An 18,231-nucleotide genomic window follows, 5' to 3' on the forward strand; every position below is an offset into this window, starting at 1 on the left:
TTAGTGATGGATGGCTGACGCAGCACGTCAGACGTTAATACAGGGTAGCGGGTTGCCAGCACTCTGTTGCCGTTCACCCGTGGTGTTGAGCCGGCGGTTTTTTAACCGGGCCGTTACCGGTTTCTTTCCGCTCAGGCTTACTGTATTTTTATTCAAAATAAATGCATGAATATTGATACTATCCTAACAAAGGGCTGTCAACAGTGAAGATGAAATTACCTCCTTTTATTGAGCTATACCGGGCGCTGATCGCCACGCCATCCATCAGCGCCACCGACAGCGCCCTCGACCAGAGCAATGAGGGGTTAATCACTCTGCTTGCTGGTTGGTTTCGCGATTTGGGCTTTGAGGTAGACATCCAGCCGGTGCCGGATACGCACAATAAATTCAACATGATAGCCAGCATCGGCAGTGGCAGTGGCGGCCTGCTGCTGGCCGGCCACACTGACACCGTGCCCTTTGACGATGGCCGCTGGACGCGCGACCCCTTCACCCTGACTGAGCATGAAAACCGCCTCTATGGCCTCGGCACCGCCGATATGAAGGGTTTCTTCGCCTTTATCCTTGATGCGCTGCGCGACATCGACCTGAGCAAACTGAATAAGCCGCTCTATATCCTGGCGACGGCGGATGAAGAGACCACCATGGCTGGCGCGAGCTATTTTGCCCGCTCCACCACGCTGCGGCCGGAGTGCGCCATTATCGGCGAACCCACCTCGCTGAAGCCGGTGCGCGCCCACAAGGGGCACATGTCAAGCGCCATCCGCATCACCGGCCAGTCGGGCCACTCCAGCGACCCGTCGCGCGGCGTCAACGCCATCGAACTGATGCATGAGTCCATCACCCAACTGATGGGGCTGCGCAACGCGCTGAAAGAGCGCTACCACCACGACGGCTTCGTCATTCCCTACCCGACGATGAACTTCGGCCATATCCACGGCGGCGACGCCTCCAACCGCATCTGCGCCTGCTGCGAACTGCACATGGACATGCGCCCGCTGCCGGGGCTGACGCTGTCAGACCTGAATGAGATGCTGAACCTGGCGCTCGAGCCAGTCAGCCAGCGCTGGCCGGGGCGGCTGACCGTCACCGAATTGCACCCGCCAGTGCCGGGCTACGAGTGCCCGGCGGAGCACCCGCTGGTCAAGGTGGTGGAGAAACTGCTCGGCACGCGCACCGAGATCGTCAACTACTGCACCGAGGCACCCTTCATCCAGCAGATCTGCCCGACGCTGGTGCTCGGCCCCGGCTCCATTGAGCAGGCACACCAGCCGGATGAGTACCTGGACATGGGCTTCATCCAGCCGACGCGCACGCTGCTGACCCAGGTGATCCACCACTTCTGCCACGGCTGACCGCCACGGCATGGCGCGCAGATTAGTCAGGCTGATAACCGGCGCGCTGTAATTAAATTTCAACAGATTTGCCGCCAAACGGCGTTTTAGGAGTAAGGGAAACGCCGCTTTTAAGGTACATATAGGGGTAGGCTGCGCGGCCGATGGCGTGATGCACGGGCGAGGCCTTACGGGTGAAAGTTACTTACAAAACAAGAAACGAGAGAAACAGGTCAGGGTCTATGAACGAACAATATTCTGCAATGCGAAGTAATGTCAGTATGCTCGGCAAACTGCTCGGTGAAACCATTAAGGAAACACTGGGCGAACACATTCTGGATCGCGTCGAAACCATCCGTAAGCTCTCCAAGTCATCCCGCGCGGGCAATGAGGAGCATCGCCAGAAACTGCTCTCCACCCTGCAAAACCTCTCCAATGAGGAGTTGTTACCGGTCGCCCGCGCCTTCAGCCAGTTCCTTAACCTGACCAACACGGCGGAGCAGTACCACAGCATCTCGCCGAATGGCGAGGCCGCCAGCAACCCGGAGGCGCTGGCCCGTTTGCTCACGCGCCTGAAAGAGAACAGCGTCACGCAGGATCAGCTGCGCGATGCGGTGGACAACCTCTCCATTGAACTGGTGCTGACCGCGCACCCGACCGAGATCACCCGCCGCACCCTGATCCACAAGATGGTTGAGGTGAACACCTGCCTGAGCCAGCTCGACCACAACGATCTGGCCGACTACGAGCGCAACAAAATCATGCGTCGCCTGCGCCAGCTGATCGCCCAGTCCTGGCACACCGATGAGATCCGCAAACACCGCCCGTCGCCGATTGATGAGGCCAAGTGGGGCTTTGCGGTGGTGGAGAACAGCCTGTGGGAGGGCGTGCCGGCCTTCCTGCGCGAACTGAATGAGCAACTGGAGAGCGCCATCGGCTACCAACTGCCGGTGGAGGCCAACCCGGTGCGCTTCACCTCCTGGATGGGTGGCGACCGCGACGGCAACCCGAACGTGACCGCCGAGATCACCCGCCGCGCCCTGCTGCTGAGCCGCTGGAAAGCCGCTGACCTGTTCCTGCGTGACATCGCGGTGCTGGTGTCGGAGCTGTCGATGTCCGAATGCACGCCAGAACTGCGCGCCCGCGCTGGCGGCGATGAGGTGCTGGAGCCGTACCGCGAGATCGTCAAGGGCGTGCGTAGCCAGCTCACCAAAACTCAGACCTACCTCGAGGCGCGCCTCAAGGGCGAGCACGCGGTGCGTCCGCATGACCTGCTGGTGCAGAACGAACAGCTGTGGGAGCCGCTCTACGCCTGCTACCAGTCGCTGCACGCCTGCGGCATGGGCATCATCGCCAACGGCCAGTTGCTGGACACCCTGCGCCGCATCCGCTGTTTCGGCGTGCCGCTGGTGCGCATCGACGTACGTCAGGAGAGCACCCGCCACACCGAGGCGATCGCTGAGATCACCCGCTATCTGGGGCTGGGCGACTACGAAAGCTGGTCAGAGGCGGACAAGCAGGCCTTCCTGATTCGCGAACTGAACTCCAAGCGCCCGCTGGTGCCGCGCCAGTGGGAGCCAAGCGCCGAGACGCTGGAAGTGCTGGAGACCTGCAAGGTGATCGCCGAGGCACCGCAAGGCTCCATCGCCGCCTATGTCATCTCAATGGCGCGCACCCCGTCGGACGTGCTGGCGGTGCAACTGCTGCTCAAAGAGGCGGGCTGCCCGTTCCAAATCCCGGTCGCGCCGCTGTTTGAGACGCTGGATGACCTGAACAACGCCGACACGGTAATGACCCAGTTGCTGAACATCGACTGGTATCGCGGCTACATTCAGGGCAAGCAGATGGTGATGATTGGCTACTCCGACTCGGCCAAGGACGCTGGCGTGATGGCTGCCTCCTGGGCGCAGTACCGCGCGCAAGAGGCGTTGCTCAACACCTGCGAAAAAGCGGGTGTGGCGCTCACCCTGTTCCACGGACGCGGCGGCTCGATTGGCCGTGGCGGCGCACCGGCCCATGCCGCCCTGCTCTCCCAGCCGCCAGGCAGCCTGAAGGGCGGCCTGCGCGTGACCGAACAGGGCGAGATGATCCGCTTCAAATTCGGCCTGCCAGAAGTAACCATCAGTAGCCTGGCGCTCTATACCGGGGCGATTCTGGAGGCCAACCTGCTGCCGCCGCCGGAGCCAAAACCAGAGTGGCGGCGTGTCATGGATCTGCTCTCTGACGTCTCCTGCACCATGTACCGCGGCTACGTGCGGGAAAACCCCGACTTCGTGCCCTACTTCCGTGCCGCCACGCCGGAGCTGGAGCTGGGCAAACTGCCGCTCGGCTCGCGCCCGGCCAAGCGTCGTCCGAATGGCGGCGTGGAGAGCCTGCGCGCCATCCCGTGGATCTTCGCCTGGACGCAGAACCGCCTGATGCTACCGGCCTGGCTGGGCGCGGGCGCGGCGCTGCAAAAAGCGGTGGAAGAGGGCAACCAGGATGAGCTGGAGACCATGTGCCGCGACTGGCCCTTCTTCTCCACGCGCATCGGGATGCTGGAGATGGTGTTCGCCAAGGCTGACCTGTGGCTGGCGGAGTACTACGACCAGCGGCTGGTGGACAAGTCACTCTGGCCGCTCGGCAAGCAGTTGCGTGACCAGCTGGCCAGCGACATCAACGTGGTGCTGACCATCGCCAATGACGATCACCTGATGGCTGACCTGCCGTGGATTGCCGAATCCATCGCGCTGCGCAACGTCTACACCGACCCGCTGAACGTGTTGCAGGCGGAGTTGCTGCACCGCCTGCGCCAGCAGGAGGAGTCCGATCCGCAAGTGGAACTGGCACTGATGGTCACCATCGCGGGCGTCGCCGCCGGGATGCGCAACACCGGTTAAACCGGCGAGTGAACGGCACAGGACGCCTGCGGGCGTCCTTTTTTATGCGCCAAAAACAGCCGGGGCCGCGCATGGCGGCCCCGGTGGCAAGCGGGAATCAAGCGTGGACAGGCACCGCCGGGCGAATGCCCAGCGTGTGGCAGATGGCGTAGCTCATCTCGGCGCGGTTCAGGGTGTAGAAGTGAAAATCCTTCACGCCCTCACGGCTGAGGATCTTCACCATGTCCATCGCGATGTTGGCGCCCACCAGCTTGCGCGTCTCCGGGTCATCATCCAGCCCCTCGAACATGTGGGTCATCCACTGCGGCACCCGCACGTTGGTCATGGTGGCGAAGCGCTGCAATTGCTTGAAATTGGAGACCGGCAGGATGCCCGGCACAATCTCTACGTCAATGCCGGCGGTGACGCAGCGGTCACGGAAGCGCAGGTAGCTCTCCACGTCAAAGAAGAATTGGGTGATGGCGCGGCTGGCACCGGCGTCGATTTTACGCTTCAGGTTGATCAAATCCGCCTGTGCGCTTTTTGCCTCCGGGTGCACTTCCGGGTAGGCGGCCACCGAGATGTCGAAGTCCCCCACCTCTTTCAGCAGCGCCACCAGATCGGTCGCGTACATCTCCGGCTTGCCGCCGTGCGGGGGCAGGTCGCCGCGCAGGGCCACAATGTGGCGGATGCCGCTCTCCCAGTAGTCGCGGGCGATCTGGCGCAACTCGTCACGGCTGGCGTCGATGCAGGTCAGGTGCGGGGCGGCTTCCAGCCCGGTGCGATCCTTGATCCCTTTGATGATGCTGTGGGTGCGATCGCGCTCGCCGGAGTTGGCGCCGTAGGTGACGGAGACGAATTTCGGTTTCAGGCTGCTGAGGCGGTCGATGGAGCTCCACAACGTCTCTTCCATCTCGCTGGTACGCGGCGGGAAGAACTCAAAGGAAACATTAAATTGGCCCTGAAGCTCCGACAGGCTTTGGTTCAGCGCGTCCCGTTGGTTTGCGTGGAAAAAACTCATGCCCCTACCTCATCAATCACTGCGTTGTCGTTGTCACCGCTCTCTCATCGTTAGCGTCATAAGCGTCTAGACGTCTAAACGGATGGATAGAAAATGACGGAGATTGCTCAAAGAGTCAACTGAATAATGTGTAGTTTCCGTGATTAATCTTCACGCAAAGTGAAAAAAATTCAAGGGGAAATGGGCTGGGGGAGAAAACGCCTTCTACCGCGCTGGCAGAAGGCGTTGAATCAATTAGAGAAGTCGTGCGAGGCGGTTGAGATCCGACTGGATGGCCCCGGCGGTGACGTCACGGCCCGCGCCCGGCCCGCGGATCACCAGCGGGTTATCGCGATACCAGCGGCTCTCAATCGCGAACACATTATCGCACGGCAGCAGCGCGGCCAGCGGGTGCTCCGGGCGCACCGCTTCCACGCCGACGCGCGCCTTGCCGTTGGCATCGAAGCGGGCGACGTAGCGCAGCACCAGCCCCATCTCATTGGCGGCTTCCAGACGCTGCACCATCTGCTCATTCAGCGCGTCGCCGTTCTCAAAGAACTGATCCACGCTGCCAACGGCGCAGTGGGGCGGCACCAGCGACTCCACGCGCACTTGATTCGGCTCGATGTCATAGCCCGCCTCACGCGCCAGAATCACCAGCTTGCGCATCACGTCCTGACCCGAGAGATCGTCACGCGGGTCTGGCTCGGTCAGCCCCTGCTGCCACGCCTGATCCACCAGCTCGGTGAAGGGCACGGTGCCATCAAATTGCAGGAACAGCCACGACAGCGTGCCAGAGAAGATGCCGCTGAGCGCCAGAATGGAGTCGCCGCTGTCACGCAGGTCACGCACCGTGTGGTTGACCGGCAGGCCAGCGCCGACCGTGGCGTTGTAAAGCCAGCGGCTGCCGGTCTTGGCGAAGGCATCGCGGATCTGGCGATAGTTGTCGCTGCATGACGCACCAGCCAGTTTGTTGGCGCTGATGACGTGGAAGCCGTAGCTAGCGAAGTCCAGGTACTGGTTGGCGAGGTTCTCGCTGGCGGTGACATCCAGCACCACCAGATCGTCGTAGGGGTGGGCGCGCATCCAGAGGAACAGCGACTCCTCATCGTGCTCGCGCGCCTCATCATCAAAGAAGGCCAGCGCGCGGCTGGCGTCCAGCCCGTCGTAGCTCAGCAGGCTGCGGCGGCTGTCCACCACGCCAGCCAGCACAAACTCATAGCCGCTGCGGGCGGAGATATTCTTCTGCTCCCGCGCGAACAGCTCCAGCCAGCGCGACCCGATGTTGCCTTTGCCAAACAGCATCAGGCCGATTTGCTTCTCGGCACGGAACAGCGAGTGGTGCAGCCCCTGAATCAGGTGTTCGGTCGGGCCGACGCGCAGTACCGCCACCAGACTGATGCCATCCTCCGCCTGCCAGACAAACTCCACTGGCTGGTCTTTCAGCTCCTGATAGAAGCGGTGGCTGTGCAGCGGGTTCTTGCAGACGCCCGCCCCCACCAGCGCCACCAGCGCCAGTCCCTCACGCAGGTGCAGTTGGCCCGGCAGGCCAGCATCCTCCAGCACGCGCAGGGCGCTATTTACCACCTCGGAGGTGTAACAGAGCTGCACCAGATTGCGATCCGGGTGCAGGCCGGTGGCCAGCGGCTTGATCTGCGCACGCTTGAGCACCAGATCCAGTTCCCGCTGCGCCAGCGCAAAGTCATGCTGCGGCGGCACCTGGAACTCCACCAGACAGATATCATCATGGCTGGTGACAATCTTTGCGCCCGTGCCGGAGGCCAGCACGCGCTCAATGCGGGTCGAACCCTGCTCCGGCTGGTAGCTACAGCGCAGTTGCAGGTCGATGTCGCTGCCGGAGACCGGCTGTAGGGTACGGGTGTGCAGCACTGGCGCGGCCAGGCGTGCCAGTTCGCTCGCCTCATCCAATCGCAGCAGCGGCAGCAGGCAGGCATCCTTTACCTTGCGCGGGTCGGCGCTGTAGACGCCAGCCACGTCGCTCCAGATGGTCACCCGGCTGACGCCAGCCAGCGCGCCAATCTGCGTGGCAGAGTAGTCACTGCCGTTGCGGCCAAGCAGCACGGTTTCGCCCGCGTCATTGCGGCAGATAAAGCCGGTCACCACCAGATACTGGTTCGGGTGCTGCACCAGCAACTGTTGCAGCAGCGGGTAGGAGCGCCCCTCGTCCACCTGTGGCTGTGCCGCCCGCTCGGCGCGCAGGAAATCGCGCGCGTCCAGCCAGGCGGCGGGGTGATCCAGCGTGTTGAGCACCGCCGCCATCAGGCGGGCCGACCAGATCTCGCCGTGGCCGACCACTTCGGCATAGACCGCCTCGGTGATGGTGCCATCCAGCAACCCCGCCAGACGCTCCAGATCATGAATGAATTGCGCCGTCAGCGCCTCGGCCTGTGCTGGCGGCAACAGGCCAGCGATCAGCTCGCTCTGGTAACGGCGCAACGCCTGCTGCACCTGATGGGCGGAGAGCCGATCGCTCTGGCTGAGTTTCAGCCAGCTAATCAGCTGGTTGGTGGTACTGCCCGCTGCCGATACCACCATTATGTCGCCCAGCTGCGCATACTCCGTCATGATCCCGGCGACGCGCAGGTAACACTTCGCATCCGCCAGGCTGCTGCCACCAAATTTGTGTAACTGCCGGCTTCCGGCCGGCGCTGCTACCGCAATTGCATTCATGTTTACCTCGTTGCCGCCGCCTGGAAGGCCTGTTCCAGATCGGCAATCAAATCTTCACTGTCTTCCAGCCCCACGGAGACGCGCAGCAAGCTGTCAGAGATCCCGGCCGCTTTACGCGCTTCTGGCGCCATGCCAGCGTGGGTCATGGTCGCGGTATGGGAGATCAGGCTCTCGACCCCGCCCAGCGACTCGGCCAGCGTGAACAGCTGCAGCGCTTTCAGGAAGCGGCGCAGCGTTGGCTCGTCGCCATCCAGCTCGAAGCTTAGCATCGCGCCAAAGCCCGACTGCTGGCGGCAGGCGATCTCATGCCCGGCATTCTCCGGCAGGGAGGGATGATACAGCTTTTTCACCAGCGGTTGCTGGGCTAAATAGTCAACGATCGCCTGCGCGTTGGCCTGTTGCTGCTTGATACGCGGCGACAGGGTACGGATACCGCGCAGCAACAAATAGCTGTCGAAGGCCGCGCCGGTGACGCCAATGTTGTTGGCCCACCACGCCAGCTCGGTGGCCAGCGCCGGATCTTTGGCGACTACCGCACCCGCCACCACGTCAGAGTGGCCGTTCAGGTATTTGGTGCAGGAGTGCACCACCAGATCCGCACCCAGCGCCAGCGGCTGTTGCAGCGCCGGGCTGAGGAAGGTGTTGTCCACCACCGTCAACGCGCCAGCCGCGTGGGCGGCACGGCAAATCGCCTCGATGTCTACCACGCGCAGCAGCGGGTTGCTTGGGGTCTCAATCAGCACCAGTTTCGGCTGCTCCTGCAACGCTTCCGCCAGCGCCGCCTCATCACCCTGATCCACAAAACGCACCCGGTACGCGCCGCGCTTGCTCAGGCTGTCAAACAGGCGATAGCTGCCGCCGTAGCAGTCGTGCGGGGCCACCAGCAGATCGCCGGGCTTCAGGAAGACGGTGCACACCAGGTGGATTGCCGACATGCCGCTGCTGGTCATCACCGCGCCCGCGCCGCCCTCCAGTCCCGCCAGCGCGCGCTGCACCACATCGCGCGACGGGTTGCCGCGGCGAGAGTAGTCATGGGCGCGTGGCTCATTGAAGTCGGTGAAGTTGTAGGTGCTGGACAGATGGATGGGCGGGACAACGCAGCCATATTGCTCGTCATCGTTCAGGCCGCTGCGTACTGCGATGGTTGCTTGCTTATGCGTCATGTGGTCTCTCCCTGACGGGATGCTGAAAGATAGGGCCTAAAGATTAATCGCAGGCGCAATAGACGTCAATACATCTGGACATCTAAACTTCTTTGCGTATAGATTGAGCAGAGCAGGAATAACCGCTAAAATTATAGCGTTTTCAAATGTGCGTGGCATGACAGGCAGGTTTCATTCGGTCGGCGGCGCAACAGTGATGTAGCGCCAGATTGCGGCGATTTTTATCAAGATTGGTTTAGTGAGAACAGTGAAGATCGGGCATAATCAGCCGGTTTTTAGAATTTTATATTTTTCCGACAAATTTAAGGTGTCCCATGGCTGAGTGGAACGGCGAATATGTCAGCCCTTACGCTGAACACGGTAAAAAAAGCGAGCAAGTCAAAAAAATCACGGTGTCCATCCCGCTGAAAGTGCTGAAGATCCTGACGGATGAACGCACCCGTCGCCAGGTGAACAACCTGCGCCACGCCACCAACAGTGAGCTGTTGTGCGAGGCCTTCCTTCACGCCTTTACCGGCCAACCGCTGCCGAATGATGATGACCTGCGCAAAGAGCGCAGCGATGAGATCCCGGAAGAAGCGAAAGTGATGATGCGTGAACTGGGCGTGGACCCGGATACCTGGGAATATTGAGCCACACGGCGGGCCTGGCCTGCCGTGCTGCCAGCGTCGCTGGCCTCAGAAATGCAAAAAGGCGCCCAAGGGCGCCTTTTTCGTCGTACGGGCAGAACTTACTTCTTAACGCCCGGTACGCTGAAACGCTTGTTGAAGCGGTCAACACGACCACCGGTAGCCACGTCACGTTGCTTACCAGTGTAGAACGGGTGGCATGCGCTGCACACGTCCAGGTTCAGGTCGTGGCTCATGGTAGAGCGGGTTTTGATGACGTTACCACAGGTGCAAGTGATGGTAACGGCTTCGTATTTCGGGTGAATACCTTGTTTCATGGGAAAACCTCAGTTAAGGCCGCGTCGCTATCCAGCCCTGTTTCGCCAGACACCACGCGTAGTGGATAAAATTAGGTTTTGATAACATCAAAATGTATCAAAGGCGGCGAATCATACAGAAAGTGACCGGCCGATGCAATCGCACCCACACATTTTGAGGGACACAGTGTACACTATCTCGACATTTTTTAACAGTCCGGACACCTGATGCCTGTCGTTCATACTGCCCTGCCCGTTCCCCTCAACCGCACCTTTGACTATCTGTTGCCTGACGATATGCCGCCCGTCGTCGCCGGGGCGCGCGTGCTGGTGCCCTTTGGCAAGCGGCAGGCGGTAGGGATTGCGGTCGGCGTCAGCGAAAAGAGCGAACTGCCGCGTGAGCAGCTCAAGCCGGTGCAGGCGGTGCTGGATCACGGCAGCCTGTTCAGCCCACAGATGTGGCGGATGCTGCATTGGGCCGCCGGCTACTACCACTTCCCGATTGGCGAGGTGCTGTCCCACGCCCTGCCAGTGCTGTTGCGTCAGGGCAAGGAGGCGGAACTGCCGCCGCGCTGGCAGTGGTTCGCCACCGAGAGCGGCCAGCAGACGCCCCCGGAGAGCATCAAGCGCGCGCCCAAGCAGCAGCAGGCGCTGGCGGCACTGCTGCAAGGGCCGGTATGGCGCGATCAGGTGGCGGAGGCGGGCGTGACCGAGCCAGCGTTGCAGGCACTGCGCGCCAAGGGGCTGGCCGACCTGCGCGCCGTGGCGGCAGGGGTGGCAGACTGGCGGCCCGGCTTCCAGGTGCTGGGCGAGCGGCTGCGGCTGAACACCGAGCAGGCCACCGCGGTCGGCGCGATCCGCAGCGAGGATGAGCACTTCACCGGCTGGCTGCTGGCTGGCGTGACCGGCTCCGGCAAGACCGAAGTCTATTTGAGCGTGCTGGAGAATATCCTCGCCGCTGGCAAACAGGCGCTGGTGCTGGTGCCGGAGATCGGCCTGACGCCGCAGACCATCGCCCGCTTCCGCGAGCGTTTCAGCGCGCCGGTGGAGGTGCTGCACTCCGGGTTGAATGACAATGAGCGGCTGGCGGCCTGGGTGCGTGCACGCAGCGGTGAGGCGGCAATTGTCATCGGCACCCGCTCCGCCCTCTTTACCCCCTTTGCCCGGCTGGGCATCATCATTATTGATGAGGAGCATGACAGCTCCTACAAGCAGCAGGAGGGGTGGCGCTACCATGCGCGTGACCTGGCGGTGTGGCGCGCGCACGCCGAAAACGTGCCGATTGTGCTTGGCTCCGCCACGCCCGCGCTGGAGACGCTGCACAACGTGCAGAGCGGCAAGTACCGCCAGCTCACCCTCGCCCGTCGCGCCGGTAACGCCCGACCGGCGGCGCAGCACCTGCTCGACCTAAAGGGGCTGCCGCTGAAGTCCGGCCTCTCCCAGCCACTGCTCAAGCGCATGGGCGAGCATCTGGCGGCTGGCAATCAGGTGATGCTGTTCCTCAACCGACGCGGCTACGCCCCGGCGCTGCTCTGCCACGAGTGCGGCTGGATCGCCGAGTGCCAGCGCTGCGACCACTACTATACCCTGCACCAGCACCTGCGCCAGTTGCGCTGCCACCACTGCGACAGCCAGCGCCGCGTGCCCTACCAGTGCCCGCAGTGCGGCTCCACCCAGTTGGTGCCGGTAGGCGTCGGCACCGAACAGCTGGAGCATGAGCTGACGGAGATGTTCCCGCTGACGCCCATCACGCGCATCGACCGCGACACCACCAGCCGCAAGGGTGCGCTGGAGCAGCACCTGGCCGATGTCCACCGTGGCGGCGCGCGCATTTTGATCGGCACCCAGATGCTGGCGAAGGGCCACCACTTCCCGGACGTGACGCTGGTGTCGCTGCTGGATGTGGATGGCGCGCTCTTCTCCGGCGACTTCCACTCCGCCGAGCGCTTCGCCCAGCTCTACACCCAGGTCTCTGGCCGCGCCGGGCGCGCTGGCAAGCAGGGCGAGGTGATTCTGCAAACCCACCACCCGGAGCACCCGCTGTTGCAGATTCTGCTCCAGCAGGGGTATGACGCCTTTGCGCGCCAGACGCTGGCCGAGCGCAAAAGCGTCTTTTTGCCGCCTTTTACCAGCCATATCCTGATCCGCGCCGAAGATCACGATAACCAGCAGGCGGCAGAGTTCCTGCAGGCGTTGCGCGCCCTGTTCGAAGCCAGCCCGCTGCGCGATGAGTCGCTGTGGGTGCTTGGCCCGGTGCCAGCGCTGCAACCCAAGCGCGGCGGGCGCTTCCGCTGGCAACTGCTGTTGCAGCATCCGACACGCCGTGCCTTGCAACAGCTGATGGCGCACACCGCGCCGCAGATCGCCGCCCTGCCAGCGTCGCGTAAGGTGAAATGGTCTGTGGATGTCGATCCCATCGATGGTTGACAGCGCAGGGATTAACACCATAAAAGTTGCGGGGTGCGTCGTAAAAGTATTCACTCGTCACACTTTTCATGCAAATTAGGTAATAAATCTCAGCCGCAAACTGTTTAGAATGGGGTGATGTCACCACCCTGCCGTGACACTTTCAGCCTAAGGGAACCGGGCATGAGCCACAAAATGAGACGTTGCCCGCCCACCATGGCGCGGCAGCATGATTTTTCAGGTAGTCGCGCTGGCCTGCCGCCGGTGCAAGGAGAGACGCGTTGGAAGTGAAGAAAGAAGTCCCGATGGCAACCATGAAGGATGTGGCGGAGCGGGCCGGGGTCTCCACCGCGACCGTCTCCCGCGCTCTCATGAATCCTGAAAAGGTCTCCGCCCTGACCCGGCAGAAGGTTGAGCAGGCGGTGCTGGCCGTTGGGTACTCCCCCCATGCCCTCTCCCGCAATATCAAACGCAGCGAGTCCCGCACCATTCTGGTGATTGTGCCGGACATCAGCGATCCCTTCTTCGCCGACGTCATCCAGGGCATTGAGCGCACCGCCGCCGAGCATGGCTATCTGGTGCTGATTGGCGACTGCGCCCAGCAGCAGCAGGAGGAGAAGACCTTCATCAATTTGATCATCACCAAGCAGATTGATGGGATGTTGCTGCTCGGCTCCAACCTGCCGTTTGACGCCAGCAAGGAGGAGCAGCGCAACCTGCCGCCAATGGTGATGGCAAATGAGTTCGCGCCGGAGCTGGAGCTGCCGACGGTGCACATCGACAACCTCACCGCCGCCTTTGAGGCCGTGCACTACCTGCACCGGCTCGGGCACCAGCGCATCGCCTGCATCGCCGGGCCGGAGACCATGCCGCTCTGCCACTACCGCCTGCAAGGGTATGTGCAGGCGCTGCGCCGCAATAACCTGTCGGTGGAGAGCCACTACGTGGTGCGCGGCGACTTCAGCTATGAGGCCGGCGCGCAGGCGCTCGCCACCCTGATGGCGCTGCCGCAGCCGCCGACTGCCATCTTCTGCCACAACGATATGATGGCGATTGGCGCACTCTCGCAGGCGAAAAAAATGGGGCTGCGCGTGCCCTATGATGTGTCGCTGGTGGGCTTTGATGACATCCGCCTCTGCCAGTACAGCGACCCGCCGCTCACCACCGTCGCCCAGCCGCGCTTCCAGCTCGGCCGTCAGGCGATGCTGCTGCTGTTGGAGCAGTTGCAGGGCCACGCGGTGCAGAGCGGCTCCCGGCTGCTCGACAGCGAATTGGTGGTGCGTGGCAGCACTGCAGTGCCTAAGCGCTAGTCAAACATTTTAGGGTTCAGTAACATGACCGACTTCATTCACCATCACGACACAGCGAAACGAGAGTGGCACAGAGAGACTATGTAGGTCGCGGGCGCGCAGGAGCGCGGCGGAAAGCCCCCGGCCGAAAGAAAAAGAGTTCCAGTGGAATCTCCAAAACCATGGTGGCGCTGGCCGTTGCGGTCGTGGTGACCTTTGTCGGCGGCCTCTACTTCATCACCCACAATAAATCCGATGACGCGGCCCCGCTGCTACCGGCGCACACCACCCATCCGGGCAACGGCTTGCCGCCGAAGCCGGAGGAGCGCTGGCGCTATATCAAGGAGCTGGAGAACCGGCAGATTGGCGTGCTGTCGCCCACCGAGCCTTCCGCTGGCGGCGAGGTGAAGTCACAGACCGAACTGACGCCGGAGCAGCGCCAGTTGCTGGAGCAGATGCAGGCCGACATGCGCCAGCAGCCGACCCAGCTGTCAGAGGTGCCGTACAACGATCCGGTGCAGCCGCAGGCCCACATGAAATCCCAGGCGTTGCCGCCGGTTGCCAACAGCCTGCCGCGCCAGCAAACGGTGCAGCCGCAGCCGACGCAGCCGAAGAGCCAACCGAAGCCGCAGGCGCAGGCGCCAGCCAGCGCGCCGGTGACGGCCCAGACCAAGCCAGAGAAGCCGAAAGAGAAGGCCCAACGCTGGATGGTACAGTGCGGCTCCTTCCGCACCGGTGGGCAGGCGGAGTCGGTACAGGCCCAGCTCGCCTTTGAGGGCATCGAGAGCCGCATCACCGCCAGCGGCGGCTGGAACCGCGTAGTGCTGGGGCCATACAGCACCCGCGCGGCGGCGGACAAATCCCTGCAACGGCTGCGCGCCGCCGGTATGTCCGGCTGCATTCCCCTCGCTGCCGGGGGTTGAAAAGCCCCAATCCCCCCCCATCTATATTTTCAATATGCCCCAGGAGATCGGTGAATCCCTCTCCTGGGGGCCTTTTTCGACTGCAACGAGGGTTTGCTCGTGACAACAATTGTAAGTGTGCGCCGTAATGGCCAAGTGGTAATTGGTGGCGATGGCCAGGCAACCCTGGGAAACACCGTCATGAAGGGCAACGTGCGCAAAGTCCGCCGTCTCTATAATGACAAAGTGATTGCCGGTTTCGCCGGGGGCACGGCAGATGCCTTCACCCTGTTCGAACTGTTTGAGCGCAAGTTGGAGATGCATCAGGGCCACCTGGTCAAGGCCGCCGTGGAACTGGCGAAAGATTGGCGTACCGACCGTATGCTGCGCCGCCTTGAGGCCCTGCTGGCCGTGGCGGACGAGAACGCCTCGCTGATCATCACCGGCAACGGCGACGTGGTACAGCCAGAGAATGACCTGATCGCCATCGGCTCCGGCGGCCCGTATGCTCAATCCGCCGCCCGCGCCCTGCTGGAGAACACCGAGCTGAGCGCCCGTGAGATCGTCGAAAAGTCACTGGGGATTGCAGGTGATATCTGCATCTACACCAACCAGTTCCATACCATCGAAGAATTGCCTTCCAAAGCGTAAGGACCGAATACCATGTCTGAAATGACCCCGCGCGAGATTGTCAGCGAATTAGACAGCTACATCATCGGCCAGGACAAAGCGAAGCGCGCCGTCGCCATCGCCTTACGTAACCGCTGGCGCCGGATGCAGCTCGATGAGGCGCTGCGCCATGAAGTTACCCCGAAAAACATTCTGATGATCGGCCCGACCGGCGTCGGCAAGACCGAGATTGCCCGCCGTCTGGCAAAACTCGCCAACGCGCCGTTCATCAAGGTAGAAGCGACCAAGTTCACCGAAGTGGGCTACGTCGGCAAGGAAGTGGACTCCATCATCCGTGACCTGACGGACGCCGCCGTGAAGATGGTGCGCCTGCAATCCATCGACAAAAACCGCTACCGTGCGGAAGAACTGGCAGAAGAGCGCATTCTGGACGTGCTGGTGCCGCGCGCCAAAAACAACTGGGGCGTGCCGGATGAGAAAGAGGAGCCGTCCGCGGCCCGTCAATCCTTCCGCAAAAAGCTGCGTGAAGGCCAGCTGGATGACAAAGAGATCGAGATCGATCTGGCCGCCGCCCCGCAGGGCATGGAGATCATGGCCCCACCGGGCATGGAGGAGATGACCAACCAGCTCCAGTCCATGTTCCAGAACCTGGCCGGGCAGAAGCATAAACCGCGTAAAATCAAGATCAAAGAAGCGATGAAGCTGCTGATCGAAGAGGAAGCGGCGAAGCTGGTGAATCCAGAAGAGCTGAAAGAGCAGGCGATTGAAGCGGTGGAGCAGCACGGTATCGTGTTCATCGACGAGATCGACAAAATCTGTAAGCGCGGCCAGACCTCCGGCCCGGACGTCTCCCGCGAGGGTGTCCAGCGCGACCTGCTGCCGCTGGTTGAGGGCTGCACCGTCTCCACCAAGCATGGCATGGTGAAGACTGACCACATCCTGTTCATCGCCTCCGGCGCGTTCCAGACCGCCAACCCGTCCGACCTGATCCCGGAACTGCAGGGCCGCCTGCCGATTCGCGTAGAGTTGCAGGCGCTGTCGACCGGCGATTTTGAGCGCATCCTGACTGAGCCGAGTGCCTCGCTGACCGAGCAGTACAAGGCGCTGATGGCGACCGAGGGCGTGAAGGTTGAGTTCACCCAAGACGGCATCCGCCGTATCGCGGAAGCGGCCTGGCAGGTGAACGAGACTACCGAGAACATCGGTGCGCGCCGCCTGCACACCGTGCTGGAGCGTCTGATGGAAGATATCTCCTACGATGCGAGCGAGAAAAGCGGCGAAAGCTTCGCAATTGATGCGGAATATGTCGGGAAACACCTGGATCAGCTGGTAGCAGATGAAGATTTGAGCCGCTTTATCCTATAATTCGCGCCAACTGTCCCATCCTGAATCAGGGAGGCTTCGGCCTCCCTGAGTTGTATGGGGTTCCCCTTTTGGCAGAAGCGAATAATGAACGAATACTTCCACACCACCCCGGCGAAAGCCTGGCTGGAAAGCTTGCGTCCCCGCACCCTTCCGCTGGCCTTCTCCTCCATCGTTGCCGGTTCGGCCCTCGCCGCCTGGCACCACCATTTTGACTTCCCGACCGCGCTGCTGGCGCTGCTGACCGCCGGCCTACTGCAAATTCTCTCCAATCTGGCGAATGATTATGGCGACGCAGCCAAGGGCAGCGACACGCCCGATCGCCTCGGGCCGTTGCGCGGGATGCAGAAGGGGCTGATCTCGGCGGCGCAGATGCGGCGCGCGCTGCTGCTGGCGGTGCTGCTGTCACTCGCCTCCGGCATTGCGCTGATTGCCGTGGCCTGCCGCTCGCCGCAGGACGTGCTGGGCTTCGTGCTGCTCGGCCTGCTCTCCATCGGCGCAGCCATCACTTACACCGTCGGCTCCAAGCCCTACGGCTATCGCGGGCTGGGCGACCTGTCGGTGCTGATCTTCTTTGGCTGGATCAGCGTCGCTGGCACCTACTACCTGCAAGCCCACCAGCTGGATGGCGTGGTCTTCCTGCCCGCCACCGCCTGCGGCCTGCTGGCGGCAGCGGTATTAAACATCAATAATTTGCGCGACATTGAGAGCGATGCGGCCAACGGCAAGCACACGCTGGCGGTGCGGCTCGGCGCGCGCAAGGGGCGGCTCTACCACGCGCTGCTGTTGGCGGGGTCAGCGCTCTGCTTCGCGCTGTTCGCCCTCTTCTACCTGCACAGCCCGTGGGGCTGGCTGTTTGTGCTGGCGTTGCCGCGCCTGTGGACGCACGGCCGCGATGTGTTGCAGCAACCGCAGGCAGAGGCGATGCGGCCGATGCTGGAGCAGATGGTGAAAACCGCCCTGCTGGCCAATGTGCTGTTTGCCCTCGGTGTGGTGCTGAGCATTTAATTCTGGCTTAAGACATGGTTAACAATTGATGATTTTGCCAACATTCGCCAGAAAGGGATATACTAAAAATTCCTGCATCAACCAGACGTTAATCCTATGAAATACGATACTTCCGAACTGTGCGATATTTATCATGAAGAGGTGAATGTCGTTGAACCACTGTTCTCCAATTTTGGTGGACGTACTTCATTTGGCGGGCAGATCACCACCGTGAAATGCTTCGAAGATAACGGGCTGCTCTATGACCTGTTGGAAGAGAATGGCCGTGGCCGTGTGCTGCTGGTGGATGGCGGGGGTTCGGTACGCCGGGCGCTGATCAATGCGGAGCTGGCGCGACTGGCGACCCAGAACGAGTGGGAAGGCATTGTGGTCTACGGCGCGGTGCGCCAGGTGGATGACCTTGAGGAGCTGGACATCGGCATTCAGGCGATGGCGGCCATCCCGGCTGGCGCGGCCAGCGAGGGCATCGGCGAGAGCGACATCCGAGTCAACTTCGGCGGCGTCACCTTCTTCTCCGGCGATCATCTCTATGCCGACAACACCGGCATTATCCTGTCCGAAGACCCGCTCGACCTCGAGTGAGGTATGACAGGCAACAAAAAGGCGCTCCCGGAGCGCCTTTTTTGTTCTGACTTTACACCTCAACGGCAGTCGTCGGGTGCG

15 protein-coding genes are annotated in these 18,231 nt (G+C 62.0%); 10 read left to right on the forward strand and 5 right to left on the reverse strand.

Annotation, left to right across the window (positions count from 1 at the left end; genetic code table 11):
• Positions 1–203: 203 nt before the first annotated feature.
• Together argE and ppc are read left to right on the forward strand one after the other, a co-directional pair.
• Positions 204–1,355, forward strand: coding sequence for an acetylornithine deacetylase (argE, locus tag ACK3SD_RS17080; RefSeq protein ID WP_137764712.1), 1,152 nt, complete (start codon positions 204–206; stop codon positions 1,353–1,355).
• A gap of 221 nt (positions 1,356–1,576) precedes the next feature.
• On the forward strand, positions 1,577–4,213 hold the full coding sequence (gene ppc, locus ACK3SD_RS17085) for a phosphoenolpyruvate carboxylase (protein WP_481126267.1): 2,637 nt from the start codon (positions 1,577–1,579) through the stop codon (positions 4,211–4,213).
• Positions 4,214–4,310: 97 nt separating this feature from the next.
• On the opposite strand, the gene metF is transcribed toward ppc, so the two are convergent.
• The 4 genes from metF to ACK3SD_RS17105 form a co-directional block, all read right to left on the reverse strand.
• Positions 4,311–5,213 carry a methylenetetrahydrofolate reductase gene (gene metF / locus ACK3SD_RS17090; RefSeq protein ID WP_481126268.1) on the reverse strand — a complete coding sequence of 301 codons (903 nt, stop codon included), beginning with the start codon at positions 5,211–5,213 and terminating at the stop codon, positions 4,311–4,313.
• 234 nt (positions 5,214–5,447) lie between these two features.
• Positions 5,448–7,883: a bifunctional aspartate kinase/homoserine dehydrogenase II gene (locus tag ACK3SD_RS17095; protein WP_481126269.1), complete on the reverse strand. Its 2,436-nt coding sequence runs from the start codon at positions 7,881–7,883 to the stop codon at positions 5,448–5,450.
• 2 nt (positions 7,884–7,885) lie between these two features.
• Complete coding sequence (gene metB, locus ACK3SD_RS17100) at positions 7,886–9,046, reverse strand: cystathionine gamma-synthase (protein WP_137764716.1); 1,161 nt, start codon at positions 9,044–9,046, stop codon at positions 7,886–7,888.
• Positions 9,047–9,177: 131 nt separating this feature from the next.
• A complete protein-coding gene (locus ACK3SD_RS17105) occupies positions 9,178–9,237 on the reverse strand; it encodes a hypothetical protein (protein ID WP_370465602.1) in 60 nt (19 codons plus the stop codon).
• 123 nt (positions 9,238–9,360) lie between these two features.
• Between ACK3SD_RS17105 and metJ the strand changes: the two genes are divergently transcribed.
• A complete protein-coding gene (metJ, locus tag ACK3SD_RS17110; protein ID WP_137764717.1) occupies positions 9,361–9,678 on the forward strand; it encodes a met regulon transcriptional regulator MetJ in 318 nt (105 codons plus the stop codon).
• Between the two features lie 98 nt (positions 9,679–9,776).
• Here metJ and rpmE read toward each other — a convergent pair whose 3' ends face one another.
• Positions 9,777–9,992, reverse strand: a complete 216-nt coding sequence (gene rpmE / locus ACK3SD_RS17115) for a 50S ribosomal protein L31 (RefSeq protein ID WP_137764718.1) — start codon at positions 9,990–9,992, stop codon at positions 9,777–9,779.
• A 207-nt stretch (positions 9,993–10,199) separates the two neighbouring features.
• Between rpmE and priA the strand changes: the two genes are divergently transcribed.
• The 7 genes from priA to rraA all read left to right on the forward strand — a co-directional run bounded on the left by priA (position 10,200) and on the right by rraA (position 18,150).
• Positions 10,200–12,398 carry a primosomal protein N' gene (priA, locus tag ACK3SD_RS17120; RefSeq protein WP_481126270.1) on the forward strand — a complete coding sequence of 733 codons (2,199 nt, stop codon included), beginning with the start codon at positions 10,200–10,202 and terminating at the stop codon, positions 12,396–12,398.
• A gap of 260 nt (positions 12,399–12,658) precedes the next feature.
• Positions 12,659–13,687 (forward strand): DNA-binding transcriptional regulator CytR, encoded by a 1,029-nt coding sequence (gene cytR, locus ACK3SD_RS17125; RefSeq protein WP_481126271.1) that lies wholly within the window; start codon positions 12,659–12,661, stop codon positions 13,685–13,687.
• 65 nt (positions 13,688–13,752) lie between these two features.
• Positions 13,753–14,589 carry a cell division protein FtsN gene (gene ftsN, locus ACK3SD_RS17130; RefSeq protein ID WP_481126272.1) on the forward strand — a complete coding sequence of 279 codons (837 nt, stop codon included), beginning with the start codon at positions 13,753–13,755 and terminating at the stop codon, positions 14,587–14,589.
• 99 nt (positions 14,590–14,688) lie between these two features.
• A complete protein-coding gene (gene hslV, locus ACK3SD_RS17135) occupies positions 14,689–15,219 on the forward strand; it encodes an ATP-dependent protease subunit HslV (protein ID WP_137764722.1) in 531 nt (176 codons plus the stop codon).
• Positions 15,220–15,231: 12 nt separating this feature from the next.
• On the forward strand, positions 15,232–16,563 hold the full coding sequence (gene hslU / locus ACK3SD_RS17140; RefSeq protein ID WP_481126273.1) for an HslU--HslV peptidase ATPase subunit: 1,332 nt from the start codon (positions 15,232–15,234) through the stop codon (positions 16,561–16,563).
• Positions 16,564–16,647: 84 nt separating this feature from the next.
• Positions 16,648–17,568, forward strand: coding sequence for a 1,4-dihydroxy-2-naphthoate polyprenyltransferase (locus ACK3SD_RS17145; protein WP_481126274.1), 921 nt, complete (start codon positions 16,648–16,650; stop codon positions 17,566–17,568).
• A gap of 96 nt (positions 17,569–17,664) precedes the next feature.
• The gene (rraA, locus tag ACK3SD_RS17150; RefSeq protein WP_137764725.1) at positions 17,665–18,150 is read left to right on the forward strand and encodes a ribonuclease E activity regulator RraA; all 486 of its coding nucleotides are present in this window, start codon (positions 17,665–17,667) and stop codon (positions 18,148–18,150) included.
• Positions 18,151–18,231: the final 81 nt, after the last annotated feature.

The organism is Chimaeribacter sp. YP20170169, assembly GCF_056739715.1.